The organism is Campylobacter sp. RM19072 (assembly GCF_024723485.1).
In the GTDB taxonomy this organism is placed as follows: domain Bacteria; phylum Campylobacterota; class Campylobacteria; order Campylobacterales; family Campylobacteraceae; genus Campylobacter; species Campylobacter porcelli.
The window spans coordinates 177,864-199,324 of the sequence record NZ_JANQCU010000001.1; the positions used below are offsets into that span (position 1 = coordinate 177,864).

Below are 21,461 nucleotides of genomic sequence, written 5' to 3' on the forward strand. Positions count from 1 at the left end.
TGTAAATTTTAATTATATTGATAATTATTAATAAAATATGTAACTTTTTGTAACACATATTATTATTAAGTTTAAATTTGGTATAATCTTAGCTTTAATAATAAAAAAGAGTAGTTTATGGATAATGTATTAAATTCGCTTAACGAAAATCAAAAAATCGCCGCCACGCATATAGATGGACCAATGCTTATTCTAGCTGGGGCTGGTAGCGGCAAGACAAAGACTATCACTTCACGACTAGCATACTTAATAAGCGAAGTTGGGATTGATCCTTTAAATACGCTTACGCTGACTTTTACCAATAAAGCTGCTACTACAATGAAGCAACGAGCTATGGCTATGCTTGGGGGATATAATGCTAATCCTTTGCTTTGCACATTTCATAAATTTGGTTTGCTATTTTTGAAATTTCATATAAATGAGCTAGGTAGAAGTAATAATTTTATCATAATTGATACTGATGATAAGAAAAAGATTATAAAAGATATAGAGAGCCAAGTCCCAGCTGCTATAATATCAAATGAGATCTCAAAATATAAAAATATGCTTTTAAGCGTAGAATCTGTAATGGATAGCTCAAAGCTAGATACTCAATACTCAAAGACAAATTATGAAAAAATTGCTAAAGCCTATAAATTATATGAAGAGTATTTAAAGGGTAATAATTTAGTTGATTTTGATGATCTTTTGTGCTTGACATATAATATTTTGGATAATAATCCTGCTTTAAGTAGCGAAATTTCAGATAGATATAAATATATAATGGTAGATGAGTATCAAGATACTAATGACCTTCAGTATAAACTACTTCGCAAAGTATGCCATAATCACCAAAATTTGGTCGTTGTAGGCGATGATGACCAGAGTATATATGGCTGGAGAGGCGCAAGAATAGAAAATATCTTAAATTTCAAAGATCAGTTTAATGATGTTAAGCTTATAAAATTAGAGAGAAACTACCGCTCTACCCCTTCTATATTAAAAGCAGCTAATGAGCTTATAGATCATAATAGATCTAGACTAGGTAAAAGCTTGATTAGTCAATTACCAGATGAAAATCCTATAGAGATACTAGATCATATCGATGAGAATGCTGAGGCTAAAAATATCGCTACAAAGATTAATAATCTATTATCAAGCGGTGTATCAGCTAGTCAAATTGCTATTTTATATAGAGTAAATGCTCTATCAAGAAGCTTAGAAGATGGGCTAAATAAAGCAAGAATTCCATATAAGATGGTAGGCGGAGTAAAATTTTATGAAAGAGCTGAGATTAAAGATATTATAAGCTATTTAAGATTGATTTTAAACCCAAATGATGATTTTTCTCTTACTCGCATTATCAATAGACCAAAGCGTGGTTTAGGCAAGGTTAGCTTAGCAAAATTAGAAAAATTTGCCTTTGATAATAAAACATCTTTATATAATGCGATATATATGGCTAGTGAGAATGTATTAAGCAAGAAATTAAGTCAAACGCTTATTGAGCTAGCTAATAATATTAAAGATCTCTCTACCCTAGCCCCATATGATTTGATAAGCAAATTTGACTCTACATTTGGGATTAAGGCATATTATGAGAGTTTGCCAGATGGGGCCGAGAGAGTGATAAATATCGATGAATTCTACGCTTTATTAAAAGATCATATATTAAATACTCCAAATTTTGATTTAGAGGAGTTTTTAAATGAGCTAGCACTTGAGAGCGAACAAGATAGAATTAGCGATGATGCTATATCTATTATGAGCGTTCATGCTAGTAAGGGGCTTGAGTTTGAGCATCTTTTTGTAATCGGACTTGAAGAGGGATTTTTCCCACTTCTTGGCGATGGTAGCGATATAGAAGAAGAAAGACGCCTAGCATATGTAGCCATCACTAGAGCCAAAAAGGGATTAAATCTATCATACTCAAATTCGAGATTTTACAAAGGTCAAAGGACAAGACTAAATAGATCAAGATTCTTAAGCGAAGCTGGGCTTTGCGAAGGCTCTTTAAAGATAGAGAGCCAAAATGAGTTTAAAAAAGGGGATCTAATCCAGCATAAGATTTTTGGTATCGGGCGTGTTATAGAAGTAAGTAAAATCAAAAATGAATTTAAACTAAAAATAAATTTTGGTGGAAATATCAAGGATATTATGTCATCTTTTGTTAAGAAGGTTATATGAATAGGCTATTTGTCGCATATAAACCAAAAGGAGTGGTATCAAATCACTTTTTAAGCAGACTTAAGCGTAAATATGGGGTTAAAAAAGCTGGATTTTCTGGGATTTTAGACCCATTTGCTAGTGGGTGCTTGATTGTAGCGTTTGGGTCATATACAAAGCTATTTAACTATCTAAATATCGAGCCTAAACTATATCGAGCGACACTTTGGCTTGGGGCTAGCTCACCTAGCTATGATAGTCAAAATATCACTCAAATTCAAGATATCCCATCTCTTGATGAGAGAAAAATCAAAGATGAATTAGGCAAATTACAAGGCAAAATCACCTACACTCCGCCGAAATTTAGCGCTAAAAAAATTAATGGCAAAAGAGCCTATGAATTAGCAAGAATGGGGAGTGAATTTGAGCTAAAAGAGTGCCAAATGGAGGTATTTGATGTGAAATTTATCCACTACTCTCACCCATTTTTAACCTTTGAGATTAAGGTTTCAGCTGGTTCATATATACGCTCTTATGCTCAAATTTTATCACAAAATTTATCTCAAATAGGCACTTTAAGCGCACTTGAGAGAATCAGTGAAGGTGAGTTTAAATTTCAAAATGAAGCACCGCTTAATCCTTTAAAATATCTAAATTTAACCAAAAATAGCTATAAAGGCGATATTATGGATATAATTTTGGGTAAAAAGCTTAGAGCGTGTGATTTTGATATTAGCAGTGATGGGGAGTATGTTATAGAGTATGATAACGCTTTTAGCATAATTAAGATAGAAAATCAAGAGGTAAAATACGCAATAAACAGGATGGAAAAATGCTTATATTAACAAGAAAAGCCACAGAGTCAATACAGATTGGAGATGATATAGAAATCAAAATTCTTAGCACCTCTAATAGCACGGTAAAGATAGCAATTGATGCCCCAAAAGATATTTTAATTTTACGAAAAGAGCTAGTAAAAGAGGTCGCTGATAATAACGCAGTAGCTAGCACACCTAAACAAAATTTACTTGATCTTTTAGCTAAAAAGATCTTTAAATGAGAAGTTTTGCTAAGATAAATGTATTTTTAAAGATTGTTGGATTTCGTAATAATTATCACGAGATTAAATCTAGATTTATCCTTTATAAAGGGCTTTATGATGAGATAGATTTGGTTAGTAGGGTTAGTGATGGGCTTATTATCGATAATCCTTTTAGTGATAATATAATTTTTAAAGCTTATAATAAAATAGCAAATTTGGGTTTTGCTAGTGAGCTTGATGAGTATTTTAAAGATAATCAAGTAAAATTAATTAAAAATATCCCATCTGGCGGTGGCTTGGGTGGTGGAAGTAGCAATGCGGCGGCTTTTTTACACTTAGTAAATGATAGGTTAAATTTAAACATTTCTAAAGAGAAATTAATACAAATAGCCCATAATATCGGTGCTGATGTGGCGTTTTTTGTAAGTAGATTTGACGCAGCAAATGTAAGCGGGATTGGCGAGATTGTGGAGGCTTTTGATGATGATATCCCAAATTTGGATATTGTAACAAGCCCTATTTTTTGCTCTACTCCAAAGGTTTTTGCAAGGTATAGAGCTGAATTTAAGGGATTTGATATAGATTTAGCTAATAAACTTTGCCAGATGAAAAGCAAAGAAATTTTAAATAGCTATGAAAATATCAGATTAAACGACCTACTAAAACCATGTCAAGAGATATATAGCAATTTAAGCGTGGCTAGCGATGAGTTTTTAAGCGGAAGCGGAAGTAGTAAGTTTAAACTAAAAATTTAATATAAAAAAGTAAAATATATAAAACCAAATCAAGAAGGAAAAATATGAAGGTACTACTAATAAAAGATGTAAAAGGCTTAGGAAAAGCAGGAGAGGTAAAAGAGGTAAAGGATGGCTATGGCAATAATTTTTTAATAGGCAAAGGTTACGCTAAGGCTGCTACGGATGCGGTTTTAAGGCAGTGGGAAGCCGCTAAGAGAAATGAAGCTCAAATAAAAGAGTATGAGATAAATCAAAATGAGAAGTTAAAAGATGAGTTGGCTGGGGTTAAAATCACTATAAAAACAAAATTAGGAGCTAATGGCTCTTTATTTGGCAGTATCACAAAAGATGAAATAGCTAAAGCCCTAAAAGAGCAAAAAGGCTATGAAATCGATAAAAAATCCCTAGAATGCGATAATATCAAAACCCCTGGAGAGCATGAAATTTCAATTAAATTAACCCACCAAATTCACGCTAAATTTAAGATTGAAGTAGTAGGTGAGTGATGTTTCATGCTACTACAATTTTAGCTTATAGAGGCAAGGATGCTGCAGTCATCGGCGGAGATGGTCAAGTTAGCTTTGGTTCTACTATTTTAAAGGGCAATGCTGTAAAGATAAGAAAGCTATATGATGGCAAAATTTTAGCTGGATTTGCTGGTTCTACTGCTGATGCTTTTAATCTTTTTGATATGTTTGAGCGAATTTTAGATGGGGTTAAGGGGGATTTGCTAAAAGCCGTTGTGGAATTTAGCAAAGAGTGGAGAAAAGATAAGGTCTTAAGAAAATTAGAGGCTATGATGCTAGTGCTAAATAGAGAGCATATATTTTTGCTTAGTGGCACTGGCGATGTAGTTGAGCCAGAAGATGGCAAGATAGCAGCCATTGGAAGTGGCGGTAACTACGCTTTAGCAGCCGCTAGGGCTTTGGATAAATTTGGCTCGCTTAGTAGCGAAGAGCTAGTAAAACAGAGTTTAAATATAGCTGGAGAGATCTGTATTTATACTAATACAAATATAAAAACTTATACATTAACGGATTAAAGATGAATTTAACACCAAAAGATATAGTAAAATTTCTAGATGATTATGTAATTGGTCAAAACGATGCTAAAAAAATTATCGCTATTGCACTTCGTAATCGCTATAGGCGTATGCAACTACCAAGTAATATACAAGATGATATAGTGCCTAAAAATATTTTGATGATAGGCTCTACTGGCGTTGGTAAAACCGAGATCGCAAGACGCCTCTCAAAGCTATTTGGGCTGCCATTTATCAAAGTAGAAGCTAGTAAATATACTGAAGTTGGCTTTGTAGGTAGAGATGTGGAGTCTATGATACGAGACCTAGCTATGGCGGCGCTAAATTTAGTAAAACAAGAGCACAGAGATAGAAATAGCGATAAAATAGAAGAGTATATAGAAAAGCGAATTTTAGAAAAGCTCCTTCCGCCACTACCAAATGGAGCAACTGATGAGAAAAAAGAGCAGTATGAAATCAGCTATGAGAAGATGAAGCAAAAGCTAAGAGATGGTAAGCTTGATGATTTGGTTATTGAGATTGAAGTGGATCAATCGAGCTTTGAAGCTGGAGCGAATTTGCCACCTGATATGGCTGCTATGCAAGAGAGCTTTATCAAAGTTATTGGTATTACAAACAAAAAAGTTAAAAAAGATATGAAGGTCAAAGACGCCAAAGAGAGTTTAAAAAATGAGGCTAGTGAGAAGATTTTGGATATGGAAAGTATCAAATCTGAAGCTTTAAAAAGAGCGCAAAATGAGGGGATTATATTTATTGATGAGATTGATAAAGTAGCCGTAAGTAGCTCAACTCGCCAAGACCCTAGCAAAGAAGGAGTTCAAAGAGATCTTTTGCCTATTGTAGAAGGTAGCGATGTATCTACTAAATTTGGGACTATCAAGACCGATCATATCCTATTTATCGCTGCTGGTGCATTTCATATGTCTAAACCAAGCGATTTAATCCCTGAATTACAAGGGAGATTTCCACTTCGTGTAAGCCTTGATAGCTTAGATGAAAACGCTCTATACGAGATCTTAACCAAACCTAAAAATTCACTTTTAAATCAATATAAAGCCCTACTAAGCGTAGAAGATGTAGAGCTTGAATTTGATGATGAGGCTCTTAGACAAATTGCTAAATTAACGCAAAATACCAATCAAAAAGTCGAAGATATCGGTGCTAGGAGATTACATACTGTGATTGAGAAGCTACTTGAGGATATTAGCTTTGATGCTGATATTTATAAGGGGCAAAAATTTATAGTAACTAAAGAGCTTGTAGATGAGAAATTGGGCGAAATTTGCCAAGATGAAGATAGAGCAAAGTATATATTATGAGAAGTGGGTTTGTAACCTTAATAGGTAGGACAAACGCTGGTAAAAGCAGTCTTTTAAACTACTTGCTAAATCAAAAAATATCGATGGTATCACATAAGCAAAATGCTACTAGGCGTAAGATTTTAGGCATTGTAATGCATGGAGATGACCAAGCGATATTTATAGATACACCAGGATTACACGATAGTAGCAAGGCGTTAAATAAATTTATGATCCAAAGTGCTATAAGCTCCTTAGGCGATGCGGACACGGCTGTCTTTGTAGCAAGTGTGTTTGATGGTGTAGAAAATTATGAAAAATTCTTAAATTTAAATAGCCCCCTACCCCACATAATCGCACTTACAAAAATAGATGAAATTACCCAAGATAAGCTATTTGAAAAGCTAAATGAGTATCAAAAATACTCTAATAATTTTCAAGCTATTATCCCAATAACAATCAAAAAACAAGCTTATCGTAAGATATTTTTAGACGCACTTATGCCGCTTTTACCTACTCATCCACACTACTATGATCCTGAATATATAACTACAACAAATGAAAAAGATATATATAAAGATTTTATCTTAGAAGCGATATTTGAGTGCGTAAGCCAAGAAATTCCATATAGCTCTGATGCTATGGTATCAAAGGTTAAGCAAAATGGCGATATTTTAGAAATTCAAGCTAAGATTATTACTGATAATAACCATCATAAGGCTATTTTAATAGGCAAAAATGGGGCTACAATTAAGCGGATTGGAATTGTATCTCGTAAAATTATAAGTAAATTTAATAATCAAAAAGTTTGTATGAAATTAAGCGTAGAAGTGGATAAAAATTGGCATACAAATGAAAATAGTATTAAAAAATATTTAGATATAAAAGGAAATTAAATGGGATTTCAAAGGGTTCTTAAGGCCATAGAAGACATAAAAAATGGTAAAATGATAGTTATGGTAGATGATGAAGATAGAGAAAATGAAGGTGATATTGTATTTTCGGCCGCATTTAGCGATGTTCAAAAGGTAAATTTTATGATTACTCATGCTAAGGGCGTTGTATGCACTCCACTTAGCAAGGAGTTAGCTGATAAATTTGAGTTATATCCGATGGTTGGGGCAAATACTAGCTCTCATGATACAGCTTTTACCATTAGTATTGACGCCAAAAAAGCCTCAACTGGAGTTAGTGCGTATGAGAGAGATATGACAATCAAAATGCTAGTAGATGGTGCTACAAGGGCTGGAGACTTTGTAAGACCTGGCCATATATTTCCTCTTATTGCTAAAAGTGGCGGGGTATTAGAAAGAACTGGACATACTGAAGGAAGTATAGATCTATGTAGGTTGGCTGGGTTAGCACCTGTGTCGGTAATTTGCGAAATAGTAAATGACGATGGGACGATGGCTAGGCGTGATGATTTAGAGAAATTTTGCGATAAATTTGGATTAAATATGGTTAGCATTGCTGAGATTATCGAGTATAGGCTCCACCATGAGAAATTAATTAGTGTTAGTGAGCTTGGCAAATCTCAAATTGCTGGTAAAAATGCAAATAAATATAGCATTATGGATCATTTAGGCAATACCCACTACGCTTTTATTTTTGGCGATATAAAAGATACAACAAATGTCAAATTTCATAAGATTAAAGATGATATTGAGCTTTTAAATTCGCATAAATTTAGCGAATTTATCTCCCATATAGATTTGCTTGATAAAGATGGTGGGATACTAATATTTTTAGCTGGTAATGAAGATGATGGTAGCTTGATTAAAAACTATGGTATAGGTGCTCAAATCTTAAAATATTTTGGGGCAAGCGATATTAAAATTTTAAGCTCTAGCGAATCTAAGGAGTTTGTAGCTATCAAAGGTTTTGGGCTTAATATTTTGGGACAAAAATCATAATAAAATCACTTGAAAGTTATAATATTAGAATATTTATAAAACTATAAATATTCTAATAAATTTAAACTAGATTTTAGCAAATTTAAAAACTAGATAAAATCTTATTATAATAAAAATTCTTAAAACACACTGGTAAAAAATTTACTAAATGCATCATAAATTTGCTTATTTCTATTTTCGATATCGCCTTTTAACCAATCCTCTTGCGGACTTGCGGCTAAATCTTGTGCTTCTATAAAATAAGAAGATTGATATATCTCTTTCTTTTTATTAAAATACCCATTTCCAGCCTGAATATTTAACTTTTTCTCCAAAAACATTTTATTACCAACCTGTTCTAAATACTCTTGAGCCTCCTTTTCATCCCAACCATTATAATTTGTATTTTGCCAATTTCTAGGAAAAATATGCTCAATCTCTGCCTTTACTAAACTATAATTTTTATTATCTTTATTCCATTCCATTACTTGATTTTCGTTATACAAAATAGCATAAAGAGATAAAATATAGCGAATTTGCTGTGGTCTAGCTTTTTTTGAAAAGTCTATAAAATTTTCTAATGATGGCATTTTTAAATCTGGTAAATTTATACTCGACTCAAAAATATTTTTTATCTTATTTTCTTTAATAATATTTACATTTGCTTTCATAAGACCCCAGAATAATCCAGAACTTCCACCCTTTCCATATATAAGCCCTAATGCATTATACGCTACAAGTTGTGGTAAGATTTTATCGAAAATACCCTTATTTTCATCATTTTTATCCTTATAAAAACATACACTTACAACCATCTGCCATAATCTATTTTGATAGGTATTTAAAATCGCAAAATATTTTTTAGCTTCTGGATTTAAATAATTATAAGGATTACACCAAAACTCACCCAATTGTTTAATAAATTCAAAAGTTTCTTCTTTATTTAATAAATCTTCATTCGCGGCAAAATTTACTCTTTTATTTTTAGAGTTCTCTTTATCTTTTTTAGTCCAAAACTCAAGCACACCAGGAATAACTGTATCAACTTCACCATGCTCCGCTCTAATAATGTGCTCATATTGAGTAAATAAGAAACTAACATCTTCTTTTTTAAGATAGTTTGAGTTTTGAATTTGATTTTCTAAAGCTTTCCACTCTTTTGCAAATTCCATTCTATCCTTATCATTTTTATTAGTAAAAATCAAGCCTTTAAAAATATCAGCTGGACTTAAGGAGACACCTCTATTGTTTAATGTATTAAAAATTCTTAAAGCTTTATCTCGACCATCACATTCAATTGGCAAAATTACACAATTTTGCAATAAACATAAACAAAAATTAAACCACTCTGTAGGTTTGTCTTTTGCTAATTCATCAATTTTATTTTGAAATAATATAAAATTTTTCTCATATAAAGATAATTTTTTACTCTCTTTATCAATAATTAAGTTATCTTTAAAAATATTTTCTAAGCTTTGATTGTCTAAATCTGTAGCCACTTCACTTTTAAAATGCACTTTATCAAAATCAATATTTCCAGTCAAGGGATTTATATCCCAAAGACAAGAAGCTAAATTATCCTTTAGCTTATCGATACCATTTTGCCCTCTTGCTTTTTCATATAATGCACGAATAAATAAACATAAAGTTGTCGTTCTTTGCTGTCCGTCAATAATGTTTTGTTTGCCATCTTCCTTATAAATTACCACAGAGCCTAAAAAATACTCCTCATCTTCTTCTTTATTTTCAAAGAAATTATAAACATCTTCCCATAACTGTTCGCACTCATCTTCGCTCCAAACATAATTCCTTTGATACATAGGGATTAAAAATTTATTTTTTGATAGATACTCAAAAATACTCTTTCTTTCCGCTCTCATTTCAGCCATCTGATCCTCCTAAATAACTTAAATTTTAAAGTTTAATCTACCTTTTCTTTGGTCTAAATACCTTTATTTTACTCTCATCGCACTCTATATACGCAGCACCTATTAGGTCTAGGCAGTATGGAATAGCTGGAAAAACCGGCTCTAAACACTCTCTTATCGCTTTTGGTTGGCCAGGCAGATTTACTATTAAAGTTTTATCTTTGATACCAGCAATTTGCCTTGATAAAATCGCTGTTGGGACATATTTTAAGCTCACACTACGCATTAACTCGCCAAAGCCAGGAAGTATCTTATCGCACACTGCTTTGGTCGCTTCAGGGGTTACATCTCTAGGGGCTGGTCCAGTCCCACCAGTGGTAAATACAATATCGCACCCTTGTGAGCATAGCTCTATTAAGCTAGATTTTATCAGCTCATACTCATCAGGAATTACCTTATAAATAAACTCCAAATCCCCTACTATCCACTCTTTTAATAAATTTTTAATAGCCACGCCACTCTCATCAGCATACACTCCAGCACTTGCCCTATCACTTAGAGTTAAAACCCCTATTTTAGCCATTATTTATCCTTTGTATTATCATTATTACATCTGATTTGCTAGCTGATTCATTCTCTATTAAAAATGCCGATAATAGCTCTATCTCGGCTCTCATTTTAGCAACCAAATCATCTACTTGAGCTCGTATATCTTCTAAAAGTTTGCTAATTTCATCATCGCTAGATATGATTTTCTCTCCCATCGCATACTCATCTACTATTTTTTTAGCAATATTTTTAGCGATTTTTAAATCATCTTTGGAGTTAGTATATAACTCGCCTTTTATTAAATTCAGTGCTGAAATACCAGCTAAATGCACCTTTATAAGTCCTAAAAGATCGCTTTTTGAGCTTAAATATGTATCTCCTAGAGTAAATTTATCATTTAAAAGTGAAATTTGATTAAAATTAATACCATAATATTCAGCCATAAGGGCTTTTGCTGATTGATATATGGCTTGGATTTGCTTCTCATTTTGATTTAAGCTATGAAGTGGCTTTTTGCCATCAATTACCCTATTTTCCACAGCTTTAAAATCATCATTAGTTATAATATCCTTACCATTTCTTAAAGCATTTATAGCCGCTTCATTGACTAAAGTCGCAATCGACGCACCGCTAAATCCAGTTGTATTTCTAGCTACAATATCTATATCTACGCTATGCTTTTTATCTTGTAAATACATTTTAAGTATATCGCTTCTATCTGAAATATCAGGCAGACCTACATAAATTCTCCTATCAAATCTCCCGCTTCTTAGTAGCGCTTCATCCATCATCTCAATCTTATTTGTAGCAGCGATCACCACCACGCCACTACTACTTAAAAATCCATCCATCTCTGTAAGCAACTGATTAAGAGTAGCCTCTCTCTCATCGCTTCTATTGCCACCCCTTGCTTTGCCAACAGCGTCAATCTCATCGATAAATATTATGCTTGGGGCATAAGTTTTAGCCATGCTAAATAGCTCACGCACCCGCTTTGCCCCCATTCCAGCATAAATTTGAACAAAATTAGCACCACTTTGGTAGAAAAACGGCACATTCGCCTCCCCTGCTACAGCCTTTGCTATTAAGGTTTTACCCACTCCAGGAGAGCCAACCATCAAGACACCCTTTGGCATTTTAATACCTAAATTTGCATATTTAGCTGGATTTTTTAAAAAATCCACTATCTCGATTAATTCACTTTTAACCTCTTTTATACCAGCGACATCATCAAATGAGACATTTGATACTACTGGCGTAATCTGATTTGTGATATTTTGAGCTAGCTCTGCGTTTTTACTTTTAGGCTCTAGCCTTGCTATCTGTGGTAGAAATTTAAATGCCATAAATGCCATTACACCAAATATAATTAGAATAAGAAAAATCCATATAAATGAGCCATCGCCACTTATCTCTACAGCTACTTTTTGACCCAATTCATTTAAATTTATCATCTCTTTTGGGATTATGAAGCTTCTATTTTCTGTTTTTATTATCACTTCGTTATTATCAATTATAGCATTTTGTATGGCACCAGCTTGGAGATAATTATCATACTCTAATAGGGTAATTTTGCTAGGCATTGAGCGAAATATAGCAATTGCAAATAGCAAAACCAAAACCAAACTAGCCGCTACAATGATGGATTTTTTGTTAAATTTAGATAGTTTTATTTGATTAAATTTTAGCATAGTTAAATTCCTGCATTATTTCATAATCTGAGATATTTATCCACTCTTTTGATATATTTTTAGGGCTTTTTATCTTTATTTTATTATAATATTGATCCCAACCTTCATAAATATCATCATCGCAGCGTTTCTCAACTAAAATATTTAAAGGCTTATTAGAGTTATTTTGCCTAAATTTATAGTTATTATCAGCAACTATATTTTGAAGGGTTTTTAATCTCTCTTTAGCGGTTTTAGGATCTACATCTATAGCCATTGTGGCTGATTTCGTCCCATTTCTTGGACTAAATATAAAAGCGTGGATATGAGTAAGTGGGAATTTAATGAAATTTTCTAAGGCTTCATCCCAAATTTTTGGCGTTTCTCCAGGATGAGCAACGATAAAATCCGTCCCAAGTGCAAATCCCATCGAGCTAAGCTCACAAAATAGATCCAGATCTCTAAGCGCCATATTTCGCCGATTCATTATAGTTAGCATATCTTGGCTAGTATGCTGAAGTGCGATATGCAAATGCCGCTCTAACCACGGCTCAAGCAAAATCTCCTTAAAGCTCTCATCGATTTGACTAGGCTCAATGCTACCAAGGCGAATTCGCTTAATTCCACTAATTTTACCAAGTTTAGCTAATAACTTACCAAGAGTAGTAGAGCTACCTTTGCCATAGCTACCGATATTTGTCCCAGTTAAGACAATTTCGCTATATCCATTATTTGCTAAAATTCTAGCCTCATTTAATATCACACTCTCATCGATGCTTCTGCTAAGACCACGCACACTTGGGATAATACAATAACTACAAGAGAAATCACAGCCCTCTTGAATTTTGATAAAGGCTTTAGTGTGATTTTCATAGTTGCTTACTATATTTTTATCGATGAAATTTAGATCACCAAGCTCATAAAATGGCTCATTTTTACTTAACATCTCATCAATTTTATCTTTATTACTCGCTCCCAAAACGCCAAAAATAGCTGAATTTTTATATAATTCCAAGCCCTTGCTAACTGCCCCACAACCTGTCAAAACAACTTTTTTACCACTGTTTCGCATACTATTTATATAGTTTCTTACTCCGCTATCAGCGCCATTAGTAACTGTACATGAATTAACCACAATTATATCAGCTAAGCTCTCATCATTTATAATCTCATAATTTTTAATATAGCTTTTTAAAAGCTCGGTATCATAGATATTTGTGCGACATCCAAATGTTTTAAAATATACTCTCAATCTAAATTTTCCTTATTAAATTCTAATTGTCTATTTTCTATTTTACCAAAGTGCCTACCCATAAATAGAGTTTGAGTTGGGTATGCGATTTTAATATCGCTCTCAGCATTTAATGCTTCTACAATTTCAGCACTAATAGTACTTCTAAGCGCAAGCGTGCCATACGAATTATTCATATACCATACACTAATATTAATCCCATAAGGCTCAAAAAAGCTAAATATTCTAGGCTCTACATTTGTATTTTTGATATTGTATTGATCTCTAAGCTTATTCATCTGTTGTTTGGCTATATCTGTGTAGCCTTTTGAATACTTTCTTGCTATATTTTTGATTATATGTATCGCTTTTTTGTGGTTGCTATCATAACTTAGCATTATATCGATCCCATCCCATACGGTTTTCATACCGCTGTGAGTGTAGTTGGCAATGAGTTCTGTAAATATATAGTTATTTGGTATAAATATAATCCTACCACTTCTGCGATTTATCTTATAAGTTGTAAGGGTGATATCTTCATATATCGTCATCCTAAGCAAACTAATATCTATAATATCTCCCACATAATCGCTATTTTGGTATCTTACACGAATTCTATCGCCCACATGAAATGTCCCACCAAAGATAATCACACTCCACCCAAGCAAACTCATAAACATATCTTTCATAGCAATAGCCAAACCAGCCGAAGCAAAACCCAAAATAGTAACTATATAGCTGACATTTTCTATATAGGCAAAGAGTAAAATAAATATTATGATAGTAAAGTTTATCACATTTATAAATTTATTTATTGTGTAGAATTTTTGATTATCTGTAAGATATTTTTTAGCTGTATATTTAAGCAAAAATCCAATCAAAATAACAATAAGAATGGTAAAAAATATAGTTAAAGTCTCTTTAATCTGTGATGTTAGGCTATCAGTAGCACGATTAATAGTCTCATCTAATCTAGTTTGATATACTCCAAATGTAGTTGTAGCAATCTCTTTGGCTATATTAAATTCGCTTAAAGTTCTATTGATCTCAACTAAATTTGTATAGTTTGCTGTAGTTTTATTTGCGTCATAAATCTCTTGGAGTAAATTTTGCTTTTTACTAAGAATATCTACAGCCACCTCAAGTTGTGCTAAGCGACTATAATACTCAGCCTTTTGCCCCTTAAGACGCTTAATATATGAAAAACCGCCAATTATAGCAATTGGATTTGTGATCTTATACTCCTCTTCAATATCAGGCACGGCTAACATATTTTGAAATGGAGATCGCTCATACTCTTTTAAAAGCTCAATTTGCTCTTTTAAACTAGCCACTCTGCTACTAGCTTCTTCATAGTTTTGAGTGGATTTATCACTATTTTTTAGCTGATTTTGAGCCTGTTCTAACTCTAATAGTAGATTTTGATAAGTGTTATAATTAGCATATTTTATCAGCCAAATATTGCTCTTTAAGGCTGTATCTAATCTATTTATATTCTCATTTAGCTGATTTTGATCACCAGCCATTAAAATGGTGGTAAAAAATATTAAAAAAGCTATGATTTTACTCATTTAAATAGCCTTAAAACTTCAATTACTTGCTCTTTGGATATATCACTTTTTATGGTATTTGCTCCAATTCCATTTGGAAGAATAAATTTAATCACGCTATTTTCACTCTTTTTATCTAGGCTAAATACGTCATAAAATGCGTATTCATCTTTGATTTTATACTTTGTTGGAAGGTCAAATTTGATTAGTAAATTCTCTATTCTATCAAGCTCCTTAACGCTCAAAAGCCCTAAATTTACAGCTAATTTATTTGCCATATTCATTCCTATAGCCACTGCCTCGCCGTGTAAAAGACCTTTATAATTTAGCTCATTTTCTATCACATGAGCAAATGTATGACCATAATTCAACACCGCTCTTAAGCCCTTCTCACGCTCATCTTGGCTGACAACCATCGCTTTTAGCTCTACACATCGCTTAATAATTTTAGTTAAATCGCTTTGATTTGTTATATCACAACTTTCAAAAAATTCAAAAAACTTTTTATCAAACATAACCGCCATCTTAATCGCCTCAGCTATACCAGCTACGAATTCACGACTAGGTAGGCTTTTTAAAAATTTACTTTGGCAATAGACTGCTTTGGGTTGATAGAAACTACCGATTAAATTTTTACCAAATTTATTATTTATGCCGGTTTTACCACCTACACTTGCATCTACTTGAGCTAAAAGCGTAGTAGGAATAGTGATAAAGTCAATCCCACGCTCATAAATACTAGCCACAAATCCGCTCATATCGCTAACCACTCCACCACCAAGGGCTATTATAGTGCTAGAGCGATCTAAACGGCTGACAAAGAGCTGCTCTAAAATGCTTTGTATGGTGGCCATATTTTTATACTCTTCCCCATCTGCAATGGTGATAACATACTTCTCATCAGCTTCGATTAGATCTAAAATTTCAGCTAAATATAGTCCGCCAACCTTAGAATTGGTAATTATAGCTACCTTGCCTTTAAATTTGAGTTTATCAAGCTCATCTATATAGACTTTATAACTATTTTTATCTAAATTTATATCAATTTGCATATTTTATCCTTTTTTTGATTTTATCCAACTCACCTTTAATTACTCTTTAATTAGCCTTGAATTGCGTATAATTTTTTACGCTCACTTGAGCTAGCAATATTTAGCATTTTACGATATTTGGTTATAGTTCTGCGGACTAATTTTATATCAAATTCACTCTCAATCATAGCCAAAATCGCCTCATCGCTTAAAGGCTTTAATCTATTTTCATTCTTAATTAAGTTTAGCAAAAACTCCTTAATAGCGGCATTTGATACCTCTTTTGCCGCTGCTGCTGTAAAGAAATTTTTTAGTGGGACAATTCCTCGTTTGGAGCTTAGAAATTTATTTTGTATCGCACGGCTAATAGTAGATGGATTTCTGCCTAAATCATCAGCGATATCTTTTAGCTTCATAGGCTTTATATCTCCGCCAAAGAAGTAGTCATATTGATATTCTATTATCATTAAACCAATCTTATAAAGCGTGGATTTACGCATCTCTAATGCATCGATTAGATCCTTTGCCTCTTTGATTTTACTAGATACAAACTCGCTTTTTTCATCAACTCCATCTATATCAATATTAATATGTGGATAAAATTCATCATTTACAGCCACCTCTATCGCACCATCATTATCATAAACAAAAATATCAGGAATAACTAATATATCACTATCCATATACTCTATTGCCGGGGGGTTTTTGAATTTTTTTATTATACTCATAGCGGCGTCATAATTTTTGCGTTTTGTAAATTTACTGATATTTTCAAAATTTTCTATAATCTCAACACAAAGCCTATATATCTCATCATCATCGCATAGATCATTAAGCTGAAATATAAAACTCTCCTTATAATCCACAGCCCCAACTCCAATAGGCTCTAAATAGGCAAATCTAGCACGAACTCTCTCAACTTCCTCCTTGCTAAAATTAGCAAATTTCTCATCACTCCACTCAAAATAACCCTCATCGCTAATAGACTCAATAATCAAATTTGCTATCTCTTTGGACTTTTGAGAAGGAAACAATCTATCATCGATTTGATTATATAGCTTTTCATAAAAGCTCTCTTTATAAATTATGTTTGATTCTATCGCATCACTTATGCTAGTTTTATATAGATCGTTATAAAAATTAATAGATCTACTTTTTGGATTTGGCTCTAGCTGAGCAAATGGGTTTTTTTCTAAAAATGGCTCTAAAGTCTCCTTTAGCTCATCGCCAGAAGCTTGTAAAATAGGCAACCAGCTACGAAGAGTTTGATTTAATTTAGTTTTAGCGGTGAGCTTTTGAGAGAGTTTCATTAGTCTAGCAATTTAAACTCTTCGCCAAGATAGTGAGTTCTAACCAAATTATTATTGGCTACATCTTTTGCGCTTCCACTAGCTAGCAAAGTTCCACTTTTAATCACATAAGCCCTATCACAGATCGCCAAAGTCTCTCGCACATTGTGATCTGTGATTAAAATTCCAATATTTAATTTTTTAAGATCATTTATAATACTTTGAATATCAGCCACAGCAATCGGATCTACCCCAGCAAATGGCTCATCAAGTAGTAAGAATTTTGGCATTATCATCAAGCTTCTAGCAATCTCACATCTACGCCTCTCTCCACCACTTAGACTAAGCCCTTTTCTAGTCCTAATAGGCTCAATATTTAATAAATTTAGCATCTCATCTACTTTTTGATCTATGATCTTACCATCTTTATATAGAATTTGTGCTGCTAAAATGAGATTTTCTTCTACTGTTAAATCTTTAAAAATACTGCTTTCTTGAGGTAAATATCCAATTCCTTGCATCGCTCTTTTATGTAAAGGATTGGCCGTAATATCATTTCCATCAAGTAAAATCTCGCCACTACTAGGCAAAATAAGCCCACAAATCATATAAAATGTAGTGGTCTTACCAGCTCCATTTGGCCCTAAGAGCCCCACTACTTCACCGCTTTTAATCTCAAGCGAAACCCCATTTATGATATTGGTTTTTTTAATATTTTTCTTTAAATTTCTAACCTCTAAGCTATGCATAACTCACCTCATAAATTCTCTCATCACCGCAAATTTCAATATCCACAATACACACATCAAGCCCATTTGTCTTAGCAAACTCAAGTAGCTCATCATCTGCCCACTCAATTATATGAAGTCCATCTTCATATAAATTCTCATATAATCCATTTTGTTTTAATGCTTTAAAGCCACCGCTATATATATCATAGTGATACACTCCATCATACTCTTGCATTATGCTAAAAGTTGGCGAAGTAACTAAATTTGAACTATTTATAATTGCCTTGCTAAGTGTAGTTTTACCACTAGCTAAATTTCCCCTAAGAGCGATAATTCCGCTATTTGGTAGCTCTTTTATAAGGCTATTAAGCTCATTTAAACCGAGTTTAAATCTCTTTGACATAGCTACTTTGCTCGCTTTTTGGGATTGATTTGGTCGTTGGGATAGCTAATACTTCATAGCTAATCTCTTTAACTAGGAATTTAATCGTAATCTTATCGCCGATTTTCACCTCTTTACTAGGCTTAGCTACAACTCCATTTATGCTTACTACGCCACTTTTACACATATCTTCGCTAATTGCACGGCGTTTAGTGATATTTACTGTATTTAAAAATTTATCTACTCTCATAGGAGTTATTTTAGCTAAATTTGGCTGAATTTTGATTTTAATTTATATATTTTATATAGTAGAGATAGCTCCCTCTTCATTTGAAGAGGGCAAGGGATTATTTTTTCTTGCAAGATTTGCAGTTAGCAACTGCATCTTTAAAGTTTTTACCAACTTTAAATTTAACAACTTTTTTAGCTGGAACTTTAACTTCTTTACCAGTGCTTGGAACTTTAGCCGTTCTGGCTGCTCTTTCAGTTACGCTAAAAGTACCAAAACCGACAAAAGTAACACTATCGCCTTTTGTTAGCACTTCGCTAATTGCTTCAAGCACACCATCAAGTGCAGCTTCTGCGTCTTTTTTTGTCAAGCTAGCTTTATTAGCTACTAGGCCTACAAATTCTGATTTTGTCATTATTAATCCTTATGTGGAAATTTGCAATATAATTCTACACTATTTTACCGCTAAATTCAAGAGTTTAGCCTATTTTTACGCAAAAACAAGCCATTTTATACTAAATTTATATAGTTTTGACTTTAAATTTAGTATAAATAGCCATAAATTCACTATCTTTTTACTATTTTAAAATTGAGTTAATAATGGTTTTTGCACCATCTTTATCTATTAAAGATATTAATTTTTGCGATATATTTTTTAAATTTATGCTATAAATTATATTTATTAAACTATCTTTATCTATCTTATTTTGCTCTATTATCATTCCAGCGTCTTGGTCTTGTAAAAATTTAGCATTATGGAATTGATGGTTATTTGCAGCGTGCGGAAATGGTATAAAAAGTGTAGGTAAGCCATTTGCACAAAGCTCCCAAATAGTGCTAGCTCCAGCCCTACTAATGCAAAAATCAGCTCTATTCATAAAAAGCTCAATATCTTTACTAAAAGGGAAAACTTCAGCTTTTACGCCAATTTCTTCATATTTTTTACAAATTATCTCATACTCTTTTTGACCGCATTGATGGATAATTTTAACCCCATTTTTATCTAAATCTTTAGCCAAATTTACAGCTAATGAGTTGATAAAATTCGCCCCTTGTGAGCCACCAAGAAATAAAATTGTCTTTAAATTTTCTCGAACTCTTCTTGTTTTAAAAAATTTCTCATCAACAGGATAGCTAAATTTTGGCTCAAAATATGAGCTAAAAAACCCCTTAGCAAATGGCTTAAGGATTAAATTTAACCTACCAATCACAGCATTTTGCTCGTGAATATATAACTTTTTACCCCACATAATCGCACCAAATGCCGCTGGAGCTGCACTATATCCACCCACGCTAATAACTAAGCTAACCCCATGAGTATTAAAAATTTGCTTACATTTAAAAGATAAACTTAGTATATTAATTAAAGATTTTAATCTACCCAAACCTCGCTTATTTACCACTCCACTGCTATTTAAAAAGTATGTAGCATCAAATATATCACTATTTTCAAACCACATTCTATCTTGTCCGCTACTTGAGCCTATAAATATCGTCTTAATGCCACGCGAATTTAGCTCATTAGCAAACGCTTTAGCAATAGCTAAATGTCCACCAGTCCCGCCACCTGTAATTGCTATCATGATAGATCTGCTTTCTTACTAACCATAAGCACCATTCCAACTCCTACACAAAGTGCTAAAATAGAGCTACCCCCATAACTCAAAAAAGGAACCGCAATCCCTTTAATAGGCGTAATTGATGTAATACCATATGAGTTGATTAAAAACGCCATCGTAATAATCGTCCCAACCCCTAAACTAAATAGATGATAAACTCTATTTTTATTTCTTGATGAAATTTTAAGTATCCTATAAATTGCAAATATCATTATCAAAGTAATACCAAAAATACCGATAAATCCAAGCTCTTCAGCGATTCCAGCTAATACAAAATCTGTATGAACTTCGCTTAAAAATCCAAGCTTAAATGTCCCATTTCCAAGCCCCACACCAAAAAATCCACCATGATATATAGCATTTAGCGAGTGGCCTATCTGATATGGCTCCTCTGCTCCACTTATCCGTAAAATATCAGCCATACTAGCTGGTAAAAATGACAATACAAAATCTTGATTTGTAACCCACCAAGACTGAAATCTCCTAATCCTATGCTCCTGAGTTATAATAGCAAAAAAGACTAAAATTACCCCAGCAAGACCAAATAAACCAAAAAATCTCTTACTAGTACCAGCAAATGTAGCTAAGACTATCAAAGTTAGTGCTAAAACCACCACTTGACCTAAATCTTTTTGTAAAATCGCAATCAAAAATACAGCAATAGCAAAAATAATAAAATATGGAAAAAGTAACATAAATTCATCTTTTAGCCGCTTTTTATTGTGATCTAGCTTTCTTGAAAAGCTCCAAGCTAAAAAAAACACAAATCCAATTTTAAAAAACTCCACAGGAGATAAAGAGATAGGGCCAAATCTTATCCAACGCTTAGCCCCGCCAGTAATAGGCACAAGCGAAGCTGGCAAAAACTGCATTATAATCATTGCTAAAAATGAGCCAAAAAATAGCGTAAATCCTATCACTTCAAAAGATGTAAGTGAGCCGATCCATCTCTTATCTGGGTCAATTTGCGAAAGCTTCCACATAATAAAAATTCCAACAACCCCTACCAAAAACTGTCTAATAAAAAAGTGATAACTAGAAAAATCATAATAAAGCACGGTAAAAGCTGGTAGCGATAGCGAAAATATCATACCAATAGTAATAAGCACAACACAGGTATAAAATAGCCTAAAATCAACCTCGTACATATTTCTCC

The 21,461-nt window shown here is 33.0% G+C and carries 22 protein-coding genes; 9 read left to right on the plus strand and 13 right to left on the minus strand.

All coding sequences use genetic code 11. The annotated features are described in order from the left end of the window. Window positions 1-117 precede the first annotated feature (117 nt). From CSUIS19072_RS00920 to CSUIS19072_RS00960, 9 genes are read left to right on the plus strand one after another with little or no spacing between them, the layout of a single operon-like run. Window positions 118-2,166 (plus strand): ATP-dependent helicase, encoded by a 2,049-nt coding sequence (locus CSUIS19072_RS00920; protein ID WP_086236695.1) that lies wholly within the window; start codon window positions 118-120, stop codon window positions 2,164-2,166. Continuing rightward, complete coding sequence (gene truB, locus CSUIS19072_RS00925; protein WP_086236696.1) at window positions 2,163-2,990, plus strand: tRNA pseudouridine(55) synthase TruB; 828 nt, start codon at window positions 2,163-2,165, stop codon at window positions 2,988-2,990. Before CSUIS19072_RS00920 ends, truB begins: the two co-directional genes overlap by 4 nt. Beyond that, complete coding sequence (csrA, locus tag CSUIS19072_RS00930; RefSeq protein ID WP_086236697.1) at window positions 2,978-3,205, plus strand: carbon storage regulator CsrA; 228 nt, start codon at window positions 2,978-2,980, stop codon at window positions 3,203-3,205. Before truB ends, csrA begins: the two co-directional genes overlap by 13 nt. After that, window positions 3,202-3,942 (plus strand): 4-(cytidine 5'-diphospho)-2-C-methyl-D-erythritol kinase, encoded by a 741-nt coding sequence (locus CSUIS19072_RS00935; RefSeq protein ID WP_086236698.1) that lies wholly within the window; start codon window positions 3,202-3,204, stop codon window positions 3,940-3,942. The genes csrA and CSUIS19072_RS00935 overlap by 4 nt, the downstream gene beginning before the upstream one ends. 44 nt (window positions 3,943-3,986) lie before the next feature. Further along, the gene (rplI, locus tag CSUIS19072_RS00940) at window positions 3,987-4,430 is read left to right on the plus strand and encodes a 50S ribosomal protein L9 (protein ID WP_086236699.1); all 444 of its coding nucleotides are present in this window, start codon (window positions 3,987-3,989) and stop codon (window positions 4,428-4,430) included. Beyond that, window positions 4,430-4,966 (plus strand): ATP-dependent protease subunit HslV, encoded by a 537-nt coding sequence (gene hslV / locus CSUIS19072_RS00945; RefSeq protein ID WP_086292650.1) that lies wholly within the window; start codon window positions 4,430-4,432, stop codon window positions 4,964-4,966. The genes rplI and hslV overlap by 1 nt, the downstream gene beginning before the upstream one ends. Window positions 4,967-4,968: 2 nt before the next feature. Further along, the gene (gene hslU / locus CSUIS19072_RS00950) at window positions 4,969-6,285 is read left to right on the plus strand and encodes an HslU--HslV peptidase ATPase subunit (protein ID WP_086292648.1); all 1,317 of its coding nucleotides are present in this window, start codon (window positions 4,969-4,971) and stop codon (window positions 6,283-6,285) included. Next, a complete protein-coding gene (gene era / locus CSUIS19072_RS00955; protein WP_086236702.1) occupies window positions 6,282-7,160 on the plus strand; it encodes a GTPase Era in 879 nt (292 codons plus the stop codon). Before hslU ends, era begins: the two co-directional genes overlap by 4 nt. Continuing rightward, entirely contained in the window at window positions 7,161-8,177 is a 1,017-nt protein-coding gene (locus tag CSUIS19072_RS00960) for a bifunctional 3,4-dihydroxy-2-butanone 4-phosphate synthase/GTP cyclohydrolase II (protein WP_086236703.1), read from the plus strand. 119 nt (window positions 8,178-8,296) lie between these two features. Here CSUIS19072_RS00960 and CSUIS19072_RS00965 read toward each other — a convergent pair whose 3' ends face one another. From CSUIS19072_RS00965 to CSUIS19072_RS01025, 13 genes are all read right to left on the minus strand, one after another. Further along, entirely contained in the window at window positions 8,297-10,045 is a 1,749-nt protein-coding gene (locus tag CSUIS19072_RS00965) for a DUF262 domain-containing protein (protein ID WP_086292646.1), read from the minus strand. Window positions 10,046-10,082: 37 nt separating this feature from the next. Then, window positions 10,083-10,610, minus strand: a complete 528-nt coding sequence (gene mog, locus CSUIS19072_RS00970) for a molybdopterin adenylyltransferase (protein ID WP_086236705.1) — start codon at window positions 10,608-10,610, stop codon at window positions 10,083-10,085. Next, the gene (locus tag CSUIS19072_RS00975) at window positions 10,600-12,264 is read right to left on the minus strand and encodes an AAA family ATPase (protein WP_086242104.1); all 1,665 of its coding nucleotides are present in this window, start codon (window positions 12,262-12,264) and stop codon (window positions 10,600-10,602) included. Before CSUIS19072_RS00975 ends, mog begins: the two co-directional genes overlap by 11 nt. Next, entirely contained in the window at window positions 12,251-13,495 is a 1,245-nt protein-coding gene (gene mtaB / locus CSUIS19072_RS00980) for a tRNA (N(6)-L-threonylcarbamoyladenosine(37)-C(2))-methylthiotransferase MtaB (RefSeq protein ID WP_086292644.1), read from the minus strand. The genes CSUIS19072_RS00975 and mtaB overlap by 14 nt, the downstream gene beginning before the upstream one ends. Then, the gene (locus CSUIS19072_RS00985) at window positions 13,492-15,045 is read right to left on the minus strand and encodes a mechanosensitive ion channel domain-containing protein (RefSeq protein WP_086292642.1); all 1,554 of its coding nucleotides are present in this window, start codon (window positions 15,043-15,045) and stop codon (window positions 13,492-13,494) included. The genes mtaB and CSUIS19072_RS00985 overlap by 4 nt, the downstream gene beginning before the upstream one ends. Then, entirely contained in the window at window positions 15,042-16,076 is a 1,035-nt protein-coding gene (gene aroB, locus CSUIS19072_RS00990) for a 3-dehydroquinate synthase (RefSeq protein WP_086292640.1), read from the minus strand. The genes CSUIS19072_RS00985 and aroB overlap by 4 nt, the downstream gene beginning before the upstream one ends. 50 nt (window positions 16,077-16,126) lie before the next feature. Beyond that, window positions 16,127-17,365, minus strand: coding sequence for an RNA polymerase factor sigma-54 (locus tag CSUIS19072_RS00995; RefSeq protein ID WP_086292639.1), 1,239 nt, complete (start codon window positions 17,363-17,365; stop codon window positions 16,127-16,129). Continuing rightward, the gene (gene lptB / locus CSUIS19072_RS01000) at window positions 17,365-18,093 is read right to left on the minus strand and encodes an LPS export ABC transporter ATP-binding protein (RefSeq protein WP_086236711.1); all 729 of its coding nucleotides are present in this window, start codon (window positions 18,091-18,093) and stop codon (window positions 17,365-17,367) included. Before lptB ends, CSUIS19072_RS00995 begins: the two co-directional genes overlap by 1 nt. Next, window positions 18,086-18,478, minus strand: a complete 393-nt coding sequence (gene tsaE / locus CSUIS19072_RS01005; RefSeq protein ID WP_086242105.1) for a tRNA (adenosine(37)-N6)-threonylcarbamoyltransferase complex ATPase subunit type 1 TsaE — start codon at window positions 18,476-18,478, stop codon at window positions 18,086-18,088. The genes lptB and tsaE overlap by 8 nt, the downstream gene beginning before the upstream one ends. Continuing rightward, window positions 18,462-18,707 (minus strand): RNA-binding S4 domain-containing protein, encoded by a 246-nt coding sequence (locus CSUIS19072_RS01010; RefSeq protein WP_086242106.1) that lies wholly within the window; start codon window positions 18,705-18,707, stop codon window positions 18,462-18,464. The genes tsaE and CSUIS19072_RS01010 overlap by 17 nt, the downstream gene beginning before the upstream one ends. A 97-nt stretch (window positions 18,708-18,804) precedes the next feature. Beyond that, entirely contained in the window at window positions 18,805-19,101 is a 297-nt protein-coding gene (locus tag CSUIS19072_RS01015; protein WP_086242107.1) for an HU family DNA-binding protein, read from the minus strand. Between the two features lie 163 nt (window positions 19,102-19,264). Beyond that, window positions 19,265-20,269, minus strand: coding sequence for an undecaprenyldiphospho-muramoylpentapeptide beta-N-acetylglucosaminyltransferase (gene murG, locus CSUIS19072_RS01020; protein ID WP_086236715.1), 1,005 nt, complete (start codon window positions 20,267-20,269; stop codon window positions 19,265-19,267). Beyond that, the gene (locus CSUIS19072_RS01025; protein ID WP_086236716.1) at window positions 20,266-21,453 is read right to left on the minus strand and encodes an FtsW/RodA/SpoVE family cell cycle protein; all 1,188 of its coding nucleotides are present in this window, start codon (window positions 21,451-21,453) and stop codon (window positions 20,266-20,268) included. Before CSUIS19072_RS01025 ends, murG begins: the two co-directional genes overlap by 4 nt. Window positions 21,454-21,461 lie beyond the last annotated feature (8 nt).